Source organism: Saccharibacillus sp. O23, assembly GCF_002205895.1.
Lineage (GTDB): Bacteria > Bacillota > Bacilli > Paenibacillales > Paenibacillaceae > Saccharibacillus.
Map to the genome: position 1 here is coordinate 46,392 of NZ_NJDE01000031.1, position 14,964 is coordinate 61,355.

The window sequence follows — 14,964 nt, forward strand, 5'->3', positions numbered from 1 at the left end:
CCAGAGATCGAGGAAACGATGCTGTTTCGAGAATCTTCGGACGGATCTTCCCGTAAAAAAGAACCCGAATCCCCCAATCAGGCGGGGTTCGGGTTCTTTGGTCGTTCGCGGATCCTTCGCGGCCTGTAGGCCGATCCGGCAGGTTCGCCGCGACCGAATCGCGAAACAAGCGGACGCCGCGCTCTGATCGCCCGTACCGGATCGCGCGGATGACGGCGCCGGATACCTTCCGATTCCGTGTCGCGCAGCGCGCTCGGCATGTCTTCGTTCAAGCCCGCCTTACTGCGCCGACTTGATCTTAAGGCCGACTTTGACGTTCCATTCTTTCTCGAAGTCTTTCGCGGCGAGCTTCAGATCGCGAATCTCCATAAAAGCTTCCGTCCGGCAGGTGAGCTCCAGCTCGAACCGGTCGCCGCTGCGTTTCGCTTTGAGTTCCGTCACTGCCTGCGTTTCGCTGGAATCCAGCGCGGCGGCCATTTGCAGGACCGCGCCCAGACGCTGCGTGCGCTCGTCGTCTTTGGGCAGCAGAATGTCTTTGTAGGTAAGCGCGGTCGCGCTTTTGCGCCATTTGACTTTCGCCGCGATGCCCGCGATCAGCGCGGTCAAGATGATCTCGCGATGCGACAGACCGGCCAGCGGCCGTTTGGTCAGCAGATACTGCGTATGTTCTTCGTAATCGATATAGCTGATGTCCGTGCCGGTCTGATAGGTCCAAGCGGCCACCCGCAGCAGTTTGCGGTTCCAGACGTTCTCGCCGCCTTCGCCGAGCGCTTCGTACAGAATGCCCGCGAAACGTTCGGTCTGGCGCAGATGGCGTTGGCGCGGCTTCGGTTGGTTCGCGAGCAGCGCGCGCAGTTCGAATTCCAGCACGTCTTCATGGACCGCCTGCGACGGATGCAGCAGTTCGAAGAACAAGCCTTCGCGCAGGCCCGTCGCGCTGACGATATAACGGCTCGCTTTCATATGGCGGAACAGCGTGCGCAGAATGATCATGCCCGGCACGATGATATCGATCCGGTTCTTGGACAGTCCCGGTACGCGTTTGCGGCGGTTATTGTCCATGCTCGGCAGCGAATGATAGAAATAATCGACGTCTTCGCCCTGCATCACGTAATTATGCGTGTACGGCAGCGAATAGTTGCGCCGCCGCTGGTCCATCTTGCCGAGTCCCCGGATCGTGCCGCCCAGCCCGACCAGATCGAGGCCCGGATGTTCCGAGATCCACGGATGTTTCCGCGCTTCGGCCATGATAAAGTTCTCCAGTTCACGGATATGTTCTTCGGCCCATACGCCGTTCGCGCCGAACTTTACGCTCATATTGACCGCGCCGAACGGGAACGAAAAACTGGATTCGCGGCGGCGGTTCTTGAACAGCGTGACTTCCGTGCTGCCGCCGCCGATATCGATGATGAAACCTTCCTTGATATCGATCTTGTTGACGACGCCGATAAATCCGTAATGTCCTTCCATTTCGCCGGGAAGCAGTTCGATCTCAAGTCCGGTCTCCCGGTTCAGGATCTCGATGATCTGCTCGGAATTCGAGGCGTTGCGGATCGCGGCGGTCGCGACCGCGCGAATCTGCGTCGCGCCGTACGCTTCGCAGATCTCGGTAAACTGCCGCAGCACGGGCACGACGGAGTGGATCGCCGGCGACGGCATAATGCCGTCGGGCGTGACGAGCGCGCTGAGTCTGGCCGCTTCGCGCGATTCCGTCAGCACGCGGTAAGAGCCTCCGCTCTCGCTTTCATAGACGACAAGCCGGATCGAGTTGGAACCGATGTCGATGATCCCGGCGCGCAGGCAGGTATGCACCGCCTCGGCGCGGATCGTTTCGGGTATGGTGGTCATGATGGACAGCTCCTTGTCCCCGGCACCGCGAAGCGGCTGCCGGACGGTGATTGAAGGCCGGTTTCTTACGTCTTCTTTAGCCTTAACCTTAGCAAACCAAACAGGACGGCGCAATGAGCGCCGCCCTTGTTTTTTGCTCCGCCTTTACTTGGAGGTAACGGTTCCGGCCATTCTCCGTTCGTTCAGCAGCCGGGCGACCCGGTCCGGATAGTCCGTGATGATCCCCGCGACGCCCATCCCGAGCAGCTCGCGCAATCGTCCTTCCTCGTTCACCGTAAACGGATGATAGTCCGCGCCCGCCGCCCGAGCTTCGCTCACCCAGTCCGCCCGTACGGCCGGATCGTAAGCGTGCAGCGCGTCCGCGCCCAGCGTTTTCGCGTATTCCCACGGACGATACAAGCCTTCCGCATAGAGGATTCCCGTCCGGATCTCCGGCGCGAGCTTTTTGCATAACGCGAGCGAATAATGGTTGAAACTCGAGAAAATGACTTGGCGCTCCATCCCGTGCTCGCGCACGGCTTCGATGACTTTCTCCTCCAGGCCTTCATAAGCGCGCACCGTATTTTTCAATTCGATATTGACCGCGACGTTCCACTGACGCGCGAGCTTCAGCAGCTCGTTCAAGTGCGGAATCCGTTCGCCCATGAATTCGGGATGGAACCAGCTTCCGGCATCCAGCCCTCGGAGTTCTTCGTACGTCTTGTCGCCGACCCAACCCGGCGCGCCGGCCGTACGGGTCAACGTCTCGTCGTGAATCAGCACCGGCTCGCCGTCGGCGCTGAGCTGCACGTCCGTCTCGATGCCCGTCGCGCCCAGCTCGACCGCGCGCCGGAAAGCCGACATCGTGTTCTCGGGCCGGGTTCCCGACGCTCCGCGATGCGCGAAGATGATCGGAACGCTGCTTCTGCCCGTCGTTTCCTGCTCTCTATGATTCGTTTCCTGTCCATGCTCGTTCATGCAATCCCTCTTCTCCGGTCCGGTTTCCGGCCGTCCCTGATTGATATCGTTCTCTTCTGTATCCATACCCACTTTCGAGTATACCTACTTTGCGTAAACGCGATGTTAAAGTCTATCCGCTATCGTAAAATCTTGATTTTACAAAGATGCGCAGGCGAGTTGACATCTCTTTGTTATGCTGGATTTGCCGGGCCGGATATCGCTTTCCGCTCGGCAGCATCGACGCCGCGCCCGTACGCGCCGCGCCGGATCGCTTCCGTTCTCCTCGCGACGTCCTGTTGTCCGACTGTCGCTTCGGGAACGGAAACGGCGGATACTCGCCCGATCTTCTTACGAAACGGTCCGCATCTCCCGTCCCTGACGGGCGCGGTTCTCGTGGAATCCGGATATGCGCCGCCTTCCCCCTATTCGGCTTGGCGCGCCCGGAGTTCCTTTTTGCCCGGACGGACACGCAGAGATCTGCGCGACTCCGCCTTCCGCCGGGTCTTTTTTTGTTTTCCGCAAACGAAAAACGCACCCCGAATCCGAAAACGAACCGCAAAGCGGCGCGCGATTCGGACAGGGTGCATGCGGGATGCTGCGCTTATTCCTCAAAAAGCACGGCAAAAATCACGGGAGCTTGCCCCTGTTTCTTGCCCTCTGCCTCCGATCTTACCGGTAAGTCTGCCGCACCGTTCCGGTGCCGTTCTCTTCCGAAAAATGAACTTCCGCCAATGCCCCGTTGATCAGCGTGAGCTGAGGCGGCTGGTGGCCGCAGTCGATATCGTAGATCACCGGCACGCCGAGTTCGTCGGCCATATCGCGGTAGACGTCTTCGGCGGTGTAGCCGTCGACCGGCGTATTCGCCGGGCTGCGGCCGAACATAAGCCCCGAGCAATTCTCGAACCAACCGGCCAATTTCATCTGCACCAGCGAGCGGCGCAGGTCCGCCGTGTTCAGTTCGCAGTTCTCCAAGTACCACAGCACCGGTTCGCCAGGGATATGCGCTTCGCGGAACGCTTCGACGTCGCCGTACGGCGTGCCGATCAGATGCCGGATTACGTCGACGCAGCCGCCGAGCAGACGCCCTTTGAGGCCGACGTCGCCGCCGGAGACGCTGCGCCAGACCGTCGGTTCCGTCAAGTTGAACACGCTCTCTTCGAGTTCTTCTTGCTCTTCGCCTTCGGGACGTTCTTTCCATCGGATCTGATGCAGCTCGGACGATTCCTGATCGAAACAGCCGCCGGCCGGCGTCGTCAGCGCTTGATGCCATTTGGCCGTCAGCTCGTCGACTCGACTGCCGCGCAGATCGAGCAGATTGGTGCCGTGCGCGGTCGCCAGCCCCGTCTTCAACGTGATCGCGAGCAGCAGCACGCTGATATCCGAGTAGCCCATGATCCATTTCTCGCCGATCCGATCGTAATCCAGATGTTCCAGCACCTCGACCAGCAGTTCGCCGCCCCAAGGCGGCAGCACGAAACCGATCCGTTCTTCTTGAAGCATCCGGTTCAATTCGTCCGCGCGCAATCTCGCCGGCGCGGATTTGGCTTTGTGCTGCGTCCACGTCGTGTCTCCCGTAGACACCGTAAAGCCGTTCTGCTCCATACGGGAGATCGCCTGCTTCAGCATACTGTGCATCTCGGGCCTCACGCCCGACGACGGAGCCGTGACGCCGATCGTCGTTCTTTCTTGCAGCATCGGATAACGGATCATGAATATCGCTCCTTTGGGGAAGAAACGGCCGCTTCCCGGCCGTACTCGCGTATGGTCTCGGCAGCGGCCGGTCTTTCTCTCGTAATGGTTACATAGGTTCGGCGCGAAGCGTGGAATTCCTGCTTATGGCGGCGGGAATCGTCAAGATTCGCTTAAGCGATAGCGTTAGCGGAACGTGTATCCTCCGCTGCCCGAACGGCGCAAGCTTGTTCGGCGAACAGCGATCAGATCCCAAAGTCGGCACAAGGCATACGCCGCGAACGGCAGCATGAACACGATCGTCGGGTATCCGTAACGGCCGAACGCGACAAACGGGATATACAGCAAAGTAAAATAAACGAACGTCATCAAGAGCGGCAGCAGGCGTCCGAACTTCTCGCGCAGCATCGCCCAGACCAGCCCAATCAACGTGACGCTCATCAGAACTTTTTGCAGAATATCCATCAGCGGACGCTGGAGCGGCCAGATCGGACGCCAGTAATACGATTCGACGTACAGTCCTTGCAGCTTCCCGATCGTGTACCAGTTCAGATATGTCCAGAAATGATGCGAGAATCCGTAGCGGATGATGTCCATGCCTTTGGCGATCGCGTCGCTGCTGTGGCCTTCGAAAATGGTCTTCGGATCGTACTGCGGATACGCGTCGAAGAAGCCGGCCGGAGGCAAGTTATAATTGATGCGCGTACCGAGCAGGAACGGACTGCCCGCCGAGTCGGTGAACAGAATGAATTTGCCGAACGTGACTACGTTGCGAATCCACCACGGACACAGCAGAATCACGTACGTGCCGAGGATAATCGCCGTGAATTTGACGATCTCGCGAAGCGAATAACGTTCGCGCAGCCAGAAGAACAACATGACCGCCGGGAACAGCGAAGCTTGCGGCTTGAAATACGCCAGCGCCGCCGTCAGCACGCCGATCCCGACGTACCACGTCCATCTGCGATTCTCGGCGGCGACCATCATCGCCCAGACAAGCATCATCAGCAGCAGGCGAAACGTCGATTCGGTCAGAATGACTCCCGACGAGAAATAATCCGTTGGATACAGCGCGGCGATCACGCAAGCGACCATCGCGATCCGCCGATCGAACACGCGGCGCGCGATCAGGAACAGCAGATAAATGCAGGCGACTTGCTCCAGACATTGGAACAATCGGAATGCCGTAATGCCTCCTTGCTCTCCGAAGGGCCCAATGAAAGCGGCCAGCAGCAGAGGCATTCCCGGCATGATAAACGCGCTTGGCTCGGTCCCGCTGTTATAAGCGAGCGGTCCGCCTTCCAGAATCAATTCGGCGCTTTTGACGTATTTGACGTCGTCGTTGTTAGGATTGCTCAGGTCGCCGAGTAAGAAATAATTGTTATGCGCCAACACGACGAAAACGGACATCGCGAGCACGAAGGCCATGATTACGGTCAGCCAGATTCGGTCTCGGGATGTCGTCTCCTCGCGCTGGTCCATCGAAACATGCACGAATGTCTCCCCCTTATGTATGAATTCAACTCTCTTATCTTATCCAAACTCGCCAACTATTACAAAGGATTTGCTTCACTGAGGGTTATTAGAAGCCAACAGCTGTTCATAAGCGAAGATTGTAAAAAAGATCCCTCCTTAAAAAAATCATACACATAAAAAGACACTTTCCACTCCATTATCTTTTCACAATGCAAATCAAAAAAAGAACCGAATAGTTCGGTCCTAGGGTTAGTTCTTAAGATTGTTTTTAGCGAATAGAATTCTATTATTCTTCTGGAAAATAAATTTAAATTGATCTAAGTCTATTTAAGAATTATTGATATACTGTTTTGTTGTACGTATTGTTAGTCTGATAAACAACTGTGTTATACGTAGTGCTTCCGCTACCACATGGATCTTGCACTGTTACTTTTCGAGTCAACTTAGAAACATCTCCATATATTCCTGGGCGGGACCAGTACGCAGGGTTAGCAGTAATGAAAGATCCGTTTCCTGGAGCTGCAACAGAAACAGAAACGGAAATCCCTGCAAACCCTTGGACACCTACTGAGTAACTTTGAGTAGCTTGTCCGAAGAAATATCCATTTGTTTTGTCCCATTTTGTGAAGCCTGGGTGATATGCAATGAAACTATTAGATTTGATAAGGGTCGGTCCGCTAATGGTTTCGTAATAGTATCTCTTAGAGCATGCATCTTGAGTAGTTATGCCACCGCGCTTACTGTTTAATTTATCATCGGTAATGATATTACCATTTTCATCAGTTACAAATTTTTCAGGCAATTCACTATATACAGATACAAGCTCGCCTTCTTCATTTTTATACTGGTTTATAACTTCTGGAGTAAATTGTATTTCTGGAACTTCAACAGTATCATTGCCACATGATGAATTTTCATTTTCTTCAGCAGAAGAAGTTCCGCCAAAAATAGTAAATATGACCGAGCAAATCAAAGCTAAGATGATCATTTTTTTGCTATTAAAACTTATTTCGTTCATGTATTCTCCTCTTTTCTTAAGTGAAATAATTTCCAAATCAAAAACTTGAGTATTTTAAAAAATGCTCACTAAAATTATGATTCCCTTTACACCTCCTTTTATTCATAAACGTTATCAATTATATAAAGTTTGTTTTTTTAATTTTTTTATGGAATAAAAATATTTTATTTAGGAAATCTTGACCATATAAATATTTAATCACCTTTTCGTTTTCTACAGATTCGCCCCAAAACATAAATGGACCGAACCGGCAGTCGTGTATCAAGGCTCCTTGATGTGTACAGGTACGCTATAGCTCCCAAACGATTCCTTGCCCCAAACGAAAACTCTCTTAAATCTACTTGCTTTGAAGTTGTTATACACGCCTTAAAGAATTTGATTTACAGAATCTATGATGCCTGATTAAATCAGATCAGCTACTATCCAGAACCTTTATAAAAAAAATAAAACGACTCATTTCCAAAAAAATTAGGAATGAGTCGTTTTAAGAAAACTGCTTGTTGATAAACATTTTAAAATATTCATGAGTAAGGAAATTATAAATTTCTACTAGCTCTTCAGCACAAAGTGTCTTTGACTCGATTCGAGAAATAAGCATGGAGATGGACGGCTGAATTTTGAGGGTTAAAGCCCCTATTTTCATGTGTTTTAAAGCCTCAAATCCTTTCTAAAAAAACGAGAAATTGTCAAGGACACGTAATGGTGAAGACCCTTCCTACTTTGAGAACATACTAATTTTTTTATATTTGTAGCAACTTCTTTATCGTTTCGGAATTCTCTTTATTGATCGAATGCATCTCTTCACTATCTTCTCCACGGTTAAACGTTATGGTGCCATCGGCCTGTAACCAAAGGTCCGCCCTTAATTCCATTGTAGAATCATCTTTATTATGTACTATTACAACATAATCAGGTTTTCCTTTGGATTTTATGCCACTGGTTGAACTAGCATTTATTATACTTTTAACTTGTTCTATCGATTCTTTGTTTTTTAACGTTTTATCCTTGTTAAAAACAACTTCTTCGTGCTCATTGTACGTACCTACCATTAGTTCCACACCTTTACTCCCACAACCAGAAAGAATAAAAATAAATAATACTATGGATAGAACATGCTTAAAGGACATTTAAAACCCTCCTAAAATAGATTATTAACATCTTTAAAATCAATCACTGTTAGAGGCTAATTAAAAACACTAAATTCAAAATGTTCGCGACCTAATGATCATTAAAGCTAAATACAAACTTCAAAACTCAGATACACTTTCATTTAAATACAATAAATTAGCATTTATGTATTTTTTAATTTATTTTTTGTAATAATTAGCCCACCAGTATGCTCTTGATTACTTTGAAATAAGATGCCCCCAGAGTTATAGATAAAATAACCAGTACATGCTTCAGATTTGATTCTGTAGGAAGTGGCGGAACCTTTTTCACATAATCAGCCCTATATATAATATAAAAACGTATTGTTTTCAAAAAAAGTTATACTTTTTTGAAAACAAATAAAAAGAAACCTGCTTTCGCCTGAATATCTCAGGCTTTGAGCAAGCTTCTTTTCCATCACTATCTGCAATTTATTCAGATCAACAAACTAAACAGACTCGGATCGCGGTTCAGCTCGGTATACTTGATGCCGTGCGCGTCCATGCGGGCGATCAGCGGCTCGTAGTCTTCTCTCGAAGCCAGTTCGATGCCGACCAACGCGGGGCCGTTTTCTTTGTCGTTCTTTTTCGTATATTCGAAACGCGCGATATCATCGTCCGGTCCAAGCGTCTTCTCCAAGAACTCACGCAGCGCGCCCGCTCTTTGCGGGAAGTTGATGAGGAAATAATGCTTCAGCCCTTCGAAAATAAGTGAGCGTTCCTTGATCTCCTGCATGCGGTCGATATCGTTGTTGCCGCCGCTGATGACGCAGACGATTGTTTTGCCTTTGATCTCATCGCGGTACAGATCGAGCGCGGCGACCGGAATCGCGCCGGCCGGTTCGGCCACGATCGCGTTTTCGTTGTACAGGTCGAGGATGGTCGTGCAGACTTTGCCTTCCGGCACTTTGACGACTTCGTCCAGCATCTTCTTGCAGATCCGGTACGTCAGCTCGCCGACCCGCTTCACGGCCGCGCCGTCGACGAATTTGTCGATCTCGTCGAGCGTGACGACTTGGCTGCGCGCCATCGCTTCGCTCATCGAAGCGGCGCCGAGCGGCTCGACCCCGATCATGCGCGTGGACGGGCTCATCGTCTTGATGTAATGGGATACGCCGGCCGCCAGACCTCCGCCCCCGATCGTCAGAAAAACGTAATCCGCCGGTTTCTCGAGGCTTTCCATGATTTCCATGCCGACCGTTCCGTTGCCCGCAATGATCATCGGATCGTCGAACGGATGGATAAAGCTCATGCCGTCTTCCGCGCAGGCTTTGACCGCTTCATGGTAAGCGTCGTCGAACGTGTCGCCGGTCAAGATCACCTCGACCATCTTGCCGCCGAACTTGCGGACCATCTTGACCTTCTGGTTCGGCGTCGTGCTCGGCATGTAGATCTTGCCGCGGATGCCGAGCGCATGGCAGGAAAACGCCACGCCCTGCGCATGGTTGCCCGCGCTGGCGCAGACGATGCCGTTGGCGCGTTCTTCTTCGGTCAGGCTGCGAATCTTATTGTACGCGCCGCGGATCTTGAACGAACGCACGACCTGTTGGTCTTCGCGCTTCAGATACACGTCGCATTCGTATTTGGCGGATAACGTGGCGTCGCGATGCAGCGGCGTGCGCACGATCGCTTCGCGCAGTCTATGGTGAGCGCGGACGATGTCTTCCATCGTCACGATCTCGCCGTTCTTCATATCGTCGACTTCCGCGGTAGGTTCGGTTTTCATCTCGTTCTCCTCGATTCTGATCGTTTCTCTGTGCAGCATATTACGGCATTGAATTATCCTATAACGTAACGCGATTTCATGAAAATTTCAAGCTTGGTGCAGGCAAAACCCGTATTCGTTCTCAAGACTCGTCTCTGTTCGCAAGATCGACGCAAGATCGCAAAAACGGACAAGCGTTCCCCTTTTTGTTCTGTTAAGATGGACTTACCGATCGGGAGGGAACAAATACATGGACTATACCGCTTGTCTCCAGCGCACGCTGGACCATATCGAAGATCATCTCAAGGAACGGCTGACGGCCGAAGAATTGGCTTCGCTGGCCGGGTTCTCGCTGTATCACTTCTATAAAGTGTTCCATTCGCGTACCGGTCTGCCGGTCATGGAGTATATCCGCAGACGCAGACTCGCATACGCGGCAGCAGACCTGACCAGCGGCCGTACCCTGCTGGAGATCGCTCTCGACTATGGTTTCGAGACGCACGCGGGTTTTACCAAAGCCTTCCGCAAAACGTACGGACTTACGCCCGAGCAGTATCGAATCCATGCCACCGGCCGCGTTCCCGAGCGGGTGGATCTGAACAAGCTGGCCCACTATAACATGACCGGAGGAATGATGATGAGACCGACCTTTGTAACCAAACCCGAAATCAAGCTTGCCGGCTACGCCTTGGAGACCAAGATGACCGGCGAAAACATGACGGACATCCCGGCTTTCTGGGGACGTTATTTCGAAGAAAATTGGATGCATGACCTGCACGAAGTCCTGTCTCCCGTCAACCATGCCGAATATGGCGCCTGCATCATGCTGCCGGATAAGCCGGAACATTTCCTCTATATGATCGGCGTCGAAGTAGCCGATTTCGACAACGTTCCGGAGAAGATGCATACCGCCGTCATCCCGGCCTCGACTTATGCCGTATTCACCTCTCCTGCAGCCGACCGTGACGGCGGCGCCTTCACTACGGCGATTCAGGGCATGACGACTTACGTGTATAACGAATGGTTCCCGAGTTCCGGCTATGTCTACGCCAACGGCGGCGTCGATTTCGAACTGTACGACGAACGCAGCCACGGGGATAAAAACTTGCAGATGGATCTGTACGTGCCGGTAGAGAAGCAGGAATAGAGCTAGGCTGGGCTTGGCTAGACTGGATTCGGCGCACCTTCGAACCCTAAGAGCGAGGAGCCCCGACCGCTTCGCGGCGGCGGGCGCTTTCGCCTCGGCCGAGAGAACACGCAAAACACTAAAAGCTCCGAGCGTTCGGCGTTTCCGTTTCCGGCATAACGGAAATAGGCGGTGCTTCGGCTTAGCGCGCTATTCCTGCCATAGCGAACGCTAACGGAACCAGACGACGCTTGGCGCATCGATTCGGGCTTCCGCAAATCCCTAATGGAACGATATGCCGTTAAACCGGCGATTCGGCGCTTTTCGGGCCTCGAATCGCCGGTTTTTGCTATCTAACGGAATGACGTTCCGTTAGACGGCAAAACGGCCCCCGAAAGGGCCGCTAAAGGAATGACGTTCCGTTAGAATCAACGTCGCCGAGCTGGACTTTGCAAAGACTGTTCGCGCGCCGAAACCGGAGCCGTCCGCTTCCGTACCGGACGCTTCGACGCGCCACTCGCCCGCCTTGGCGCAGCGGCTTCGGGCTCGATCCGCCCGAAGCCTTCCGCTACCCCCGCGGCGTCAGCGCCTTCGCCGCGATATCGCTGCGCTTGTGCGCGCCTTCGAACGCGATCAAGCCCGCCGCTCGGTAAGCGGCGTCCCGCGCTTCGGCGATGCCCGCGCCGCGGCCGACCACGCCGAGCACGCGGCCGCCGGCGGTGACCAGCTCGCCGGATTCGCTTCGCGCCGTACCCGCGTGGAATACGAAGGCATCGCCGCCCGCTTCGGCTTCCGCGATGCCGGTGATGACTCGGCCTTTCGGGTACGAAGCCGGGTAGCCTTCCGAAGCGAGCACGACGCAGACGGCCGCTTCGTCGCTCCAGCGGATCTCGACGTCCGCCAGCGTGCCGTTCACCGCGGCGAGGAAGATCTCCAGCAGGTCGCTCTCGAGGCGCGGCAGCACGACTTGGGTCTCCGGATCGCCGAAACGGGCGTTGAACTCGACCGTGCGCGGCGTGCCGTCCGGTTCGATCATCAGACCGGCGAACAAAACGCCGGTGAACGGCCGCCCTTCGCTGACCAGCGCTTTCGCGGTCGGCTTGACGATCTCTTCGATCGCGCGTTCGACGATCGCGGGATCGATATGCGGCAGCGGCGAGTACGTGCCCATGCCGCCGGTATTCGGGCCTTTGTCGCCGTCGAACACCGGCTTGTGGTCCTGCGCCGCCGGCATCGCGCGGACGGTCTCGCCGTCCACGAACGCGAGGATCGACATCTCTTCGCCCGTCATGAATTCTTCGATGACGACGGTGCTGCCGGCCGCGCCGAACGAACCGCCGACCATGGCGTCGTGCAGCGCTTTCTCCGCTTCTTCCAGCGTCTGCGCGACGGTTACGCCTTTGCCTGCGGCCAGGCCGTCGGTCTTGACGACGATCGGCGCGCCCTGCTGCCGCAGATAAGCCAGCGCCGCTTCATAATCGTCGAACGTCTCGTAAGCGGCGGTCGGGATATCATATTTCTTGAGCAGATGCTTCATGAACGCTTTGCTGCCTTCGATCTCGGCCGCGTTCTTGCGCGGGCCGAAGACCGGAATGTTCTTCGCTTCGAACGCGTCTACGATCCCGCCCGCAAGCGGGTCGTCCGGGCCGATTACGGCCAAGCCGATATTCTTCTCCAGCGCGAACGCCGTCAGCGCGTCGAAATCGAATACGCCGATATTCACGCATTCCGCCACCTGCGCGATGCCGGCGTTGCCCGGCGCGCAGTAGATCTTCCCGGCTCGCTGCGACCGGGCCAGCGATGCGCAGATCGCGTGCTCGCGTCCGCCGCCTCCCACCACCAAAATATCCATGTAACCCGCCCCTTTCGCGTCTTTGTGTACCTTTTCCCCAAAAAGAAAACGCGCGCCGCCCCGGGGAACGTCCGCCTGTCCGCAGATCCGCTCCGCCGGCGCGCCGCGCGTCGATGTGAAGTCTTTTATGCGTGAATCGAATCGTTCTTAATGCTTGAAGTGGCGAACGCCGGTGAAGATCATCGCGATGCCGGCTTCGTCGGCCGCTTTGATCGACTCTTCGTCTTTGATCGAGCCGCCCGGTTGGATGATGGCTTTGATGCCGTGTTTCGCCGCCAGCTCGACCGTGTCGCCCATCGGGAAGAACGCGTCGGAAGCGAGAATCGCGCCCTGCGCTTTGTCTCCCGCTTGCTCCAGCGCGATCTTGGCCGAACCGACCCGGTTCATCTGGCCCGCGCCCACGCCGATCGTCATATCGTCCGCCGCCAGCACGATCGCGTTCGATTTGACGTGTTTGACGACTTTCCAGCCGAACAGCAATTGTTTCAGCTCGTCTTCGGTCGGTTGACGTTTGGTCACGACTTTGAGGTCGGCGTCGCTCAAGGAATGCACGTCGCTCTCCTGAACGACCATGCCGCCTTCGATCGAAGTCACGACATGCACGGATTGACGGCCTTCGGCCGAAGTCAGTTCGCCCATTTTGAGCAGACGGATATTTTTCTTTTTCGTGAGGATCTCGAGCGCTTCCGGCGTGAAGTCGGGAGCCAGCACGATCTCGAGGAAGATCTCGCTGAGCGGCTGGGCCGTCTCGACGTCGATCGTCCGGTTCGCCGCCACGATGCCGCCGAAAATGGACACCGGATCGGCGCTGTACGCTTTGTTGTAAGCTTCCGCGATCGTCGAACCTACGCCTACGCCGCAAGGATTCATATGCTTGACCGCCACCACGGCCGGTTCGCTGAATTCCTTGACGATCTGAAGCGCCGCGTTGGCGTCGTTGATATTGTTGTACGACAGCTCTTTGCCGTGCAGCTGCTCGGCCGTCGTCAGCGTGCCCGCAGGCGCGAGCGGCGCGCGGTAGAAAGCGGCCGCTTGGTGCGGGTTCTCGCCGTAACGCAGATCTTGGATTTTCTCGTAAGTGACCGTGTAGCGCTCCGGCAGCGGGTCGCCCGTCTGCTTCGCGAGGTAGTCGGCGATCAGCGCGTCGTAAGCCGCGGTGTGACGGAAGACTTTGGCGGCCAGCTTCTTGCGCGTATCGAGCGTCGTGTCGCCTTCCGCGCGCACTTCCTCGATCACTTTGCCGTAATCCGCGCTATCCACCACCACGCTCACGAACGCATGGTTCTTGGCCGCGGAACGCAGCATCGTCGGACCGCCGATATCGATGTTCTCGATCGCGTCTTCGTAAGCCACGTCCGGTTTCGCGATCGTTTCTTGGAACGGATACAGGTTCACGACGACGAGGTCGATATAGCCGAGGCCGAGCTCTTCCATCTGCTTCTGATGCTCTTCGCTGTCGCGAACGGCGAGCAGGCCGCTATGTACCGCCGGGTGCAGCGTCTTGACGCGTCCGTCCAGAATTTCCGGGAAACCCGTTACGTCGGAAATGCCGATGACCGGCACGCCTTCTTTCGCCAGCAGATTTTTCGTTCCGCCCGTCGATACGATCTCCACGCCAAGCTGCGACAGTTCGCGGCAGAAGTCCACGATGCCCGTTTTGTCCGATACGCTGACCAGCGCTCTTTTGATACTCACGATGAAAAGTCCTCCTTAGGATGGTTGGATTGGCGATTCGGTTTGCTTAAAGGCAAGGGTTAACGCTTGTTGGGAAAAAGAAGCGATCTCCGCGGCGGGCGGCAGTTCGTTCGCGGCGAACCAGCGCATCTGCGCGTGCTTCTGCGGTTCGCGGTTCTCCGGCTCGCCGGAGACCGCCTGCACCAGATAGATGAGCGACAGCAGATGCTGCTCTTGCTCGGGACGGATCGTCTCGTCGATGCACAGCAGCCGCTCGATCTGTACCCGCAGCCCCGTCTCTTCTTCGACTTCGCGAACGATCGCGTTCTGCGAAGTCTCGTACGGATCGACTTTCCCGCCGGGAATGCTCCATTTATTCATTTCGGGATCTTTTCCGCGAAGCAGCAGCAGAACGCGTCCGTCCGCATCCTGCACGACCGCTCCCGTTCCTACGATAATCGACATGATGAATATTTCCTTTCCGTCACG

At 54.9% G+C, this 14,964-nt stretch carries 11 protein-coding genes; 1 reads left to right on the forward strand and 10 read right to left on the reverse strand.

The features are described 5' to 3' along the window. Window positions 1–279 precede the first annotated feature (279 nt). From CDO73_RS25120 to ilvA, 7 genes are all read right to left on the reverse strand, one after another. The gene (locus tag CDO73_RS25120; RefSeq protein WP_088491245.1) at window positions 280–1,848 is read right to left on the reverse strand and encodes a Ppx/GppA phosphatase family protein; all 1,569 of its coding nucleotides are present in this window, start codon (window positions 1,846–1,848) and stop codon (window positions 280–282) included. A 144-nt stretch (window positions 1,849–1,992) separates the two neighbouring features. Beyond that, window positions 1,993–2,805 (reverse strand): glycerophosphodiester phosphodiesterase, encoded by an 813-nt coding sequence (locus CDO73_RS25125; RefSeq protein ID WP_088491271.1) that lies wholly within the window; start codon window positions 2,803–2,805, stop codon window positions 1,993–1,995. 651 nt (window positions 2,806–3,456) lie between these two features. Continuing rightward, window positions 3,457–4,497, reverse strand: a complete 1,041-nt coding sequence (locus CDO73_RS25130; protein ID WP_088491246.1) for a S66 family peptidase — start codon at window positions 4,495–4,497, stop codon at window positions 3,457–3,459. A 165-nt stretch (window positions 4,498–4,662) separates the two neighbouring features. Then, entirely contained in the window at window positions 4,663–5,970 is a 1,308-nt protein-coding gene (locus tag CDO73_RS25135) for a glycosyltransferase family 39 protein (RefSeq protein ID WP_256972848.1), read from the reverse strand. Between the two features lie 316 nt (window positions 5,971–6,286). After that, on the reverse strand, window positions 6,287–6,970 hold the full coding sequence (locus tag CDO73_RS26585; protein ID WP_143536184.1) for a hypothetical protein: 684 nt from the start codon (window positions 6,968–6,970) through the stop codon (window positions 6,287–6,289). A 740-nt stretch (window positions 6,971–7,710) separates the two neighbouring features. After that, on the reverse strand, window positions 7,711–8,097 hold the full coding sequence (locus tag CDO73_RS25140; RefSeq protein WP_088491248.1) for a YhfM domain-containing protein: 387 nt from the start codon (window positions 8,095–8,097) through the stop codon (window positions 7,711–7,713). A gap of 457 nt (window positions 8,098–8,554) precedes the next feature. Continuing rightward, window positions 8,555–9,844, reverse strand: a complete 1,290-nt coding sequence (gene ilvA / locus CDO73_RS25145) for a threonine ammonia-lyase IlvA (RefSeq protein ID WP_179218834.1) — start codon at window positions 9,842–9,844, stop codon at window positions 8,555–8,557. A 229-nt stretch (window positions 9,845–10,073) separates the two neighbouring features. Here ilvA and CDO73_RS25150 point away from each other — a divergent pair, with 229 nt between their 5' ends. Further along, the gene (locus CDO73_RS25150) at window positions 10,074–10,970 is read left to right on the forward strand and encodes an AraC family transcriptional regulator (RefSeq protein WP_088491249.1); all 897 of its coding nucleotides are present in this window, start codon (window positions 10,074–10,076) and stop codon (window positions 10,968–10,970) included. A 547-nt stretch (window positions 10,971–11,517) separates the two neighbouring features. Here CDO73_RS25150 and purD read toward each other — a convergent pair. The 3 genes from purD to CDO73_RS25165 form a co-directional block, all read right to left on the reverse strand. Then, window positions 11,518–12,801, reverse strand: a complete 1,284-nt coding sequence (gene purD, locus CDO73_RS25155; protein ID WP_088491250.1) for a phosphoribosylamine--glycine ligase — start codon at window positions 12,799–12,801, stop codon at window positions 11,518–11,520. A 147-nt stretch (window positions 12,802–12,948) separates the two neighbouring features. After that, complete coding sequence (gene purH, locus CDO73_RS25160; RefSeq protein ID WP_088491251.1) at window positions 12,949–14,496, reverse strand: bifunctional phosphoribosylaminoimidazolecarboxamide formyltransferase/IMP cyclohydrolase; 1,548 nt, start codon at window positions 14,494–14,496, stop codon at window positions 12,949–12,951. Between the two features lie 15 nt (window positions 14,497–14,511). Continuing rightward, complete coding sequence (locus CDO73_RS25165) at window positions 14,512–14,940, reverse strand: NUDIX domain-containing protein (RefSeq protein ID WP_088491252.1); 429 nt, start codon at window positions 14,938–14,940, stop codon at window positions 14,512–14,514. Between the last annotated feature and the right edge of the window lie 24 nt (window positions 14,941–14,964).

Coding starts and splice junctions, on each gene's coding strand:
- CDO73_RS25120 (WP_088491245.1), bottom strand. CDS start 1,848: ATGACCACCATACCCGAAACGATCCGCGCCGAGGCGGTGCATACCTGC.
- CDO73_RS25125 (WP_088491271.1), bottom strand. CDS start 2,805: ATGAACGAGCATGGACAGGAAACGAATCATAGAGAGCAGGAAACGACG.
- CDO73_RS25130 (WP_088491246.1), bottom strand. CDS start 4,497: ATGATCCGTTATCCGATGCTGCAAGAAAGAACGACGATCGGCGTCACG.
- CDO73_RS26585 (WP_143536184.1), bottom strand. CDS start 6,970: ATGAACGAAATAAGTTTTAATAGCAAAAAAATGATCATCTTAGCTTTG.
- CDO73_RS25140 (WP_088491248.1), bottom strand. CDS start 8,097: ATGTCCTTTAAGCATGTTCTATCCATAGTATTATTTATTTTTATTCTT.
- ilvA (WP_179218834.1), bottom strand. CDS start 9,844: ATGAAAACCGAACCTACCGCGGAAGTCGACGATATGAAGAACGGCGAG.
- CDO73_RS25150 (WP_088491249.1), top strand. CDS start 10,074: ATGGACTATACCGCTTGTCTCCAGCGCACGCTGGACCATATCGAAGAT.
- purD (WP_088491250.1), bottom strand. CDS start 12,801: ATGGATATTTTGGTGGTGGGAGGCGGCGGACGCGAGCACGCGATCTGC.
- CDO73_RS25165 (WP_088491252.1), bottom strand. CDS start 14,940: ATGTCGATTATCGTAGGAACGGGAGCGGTCGTGCAGGATGCGGACGGA.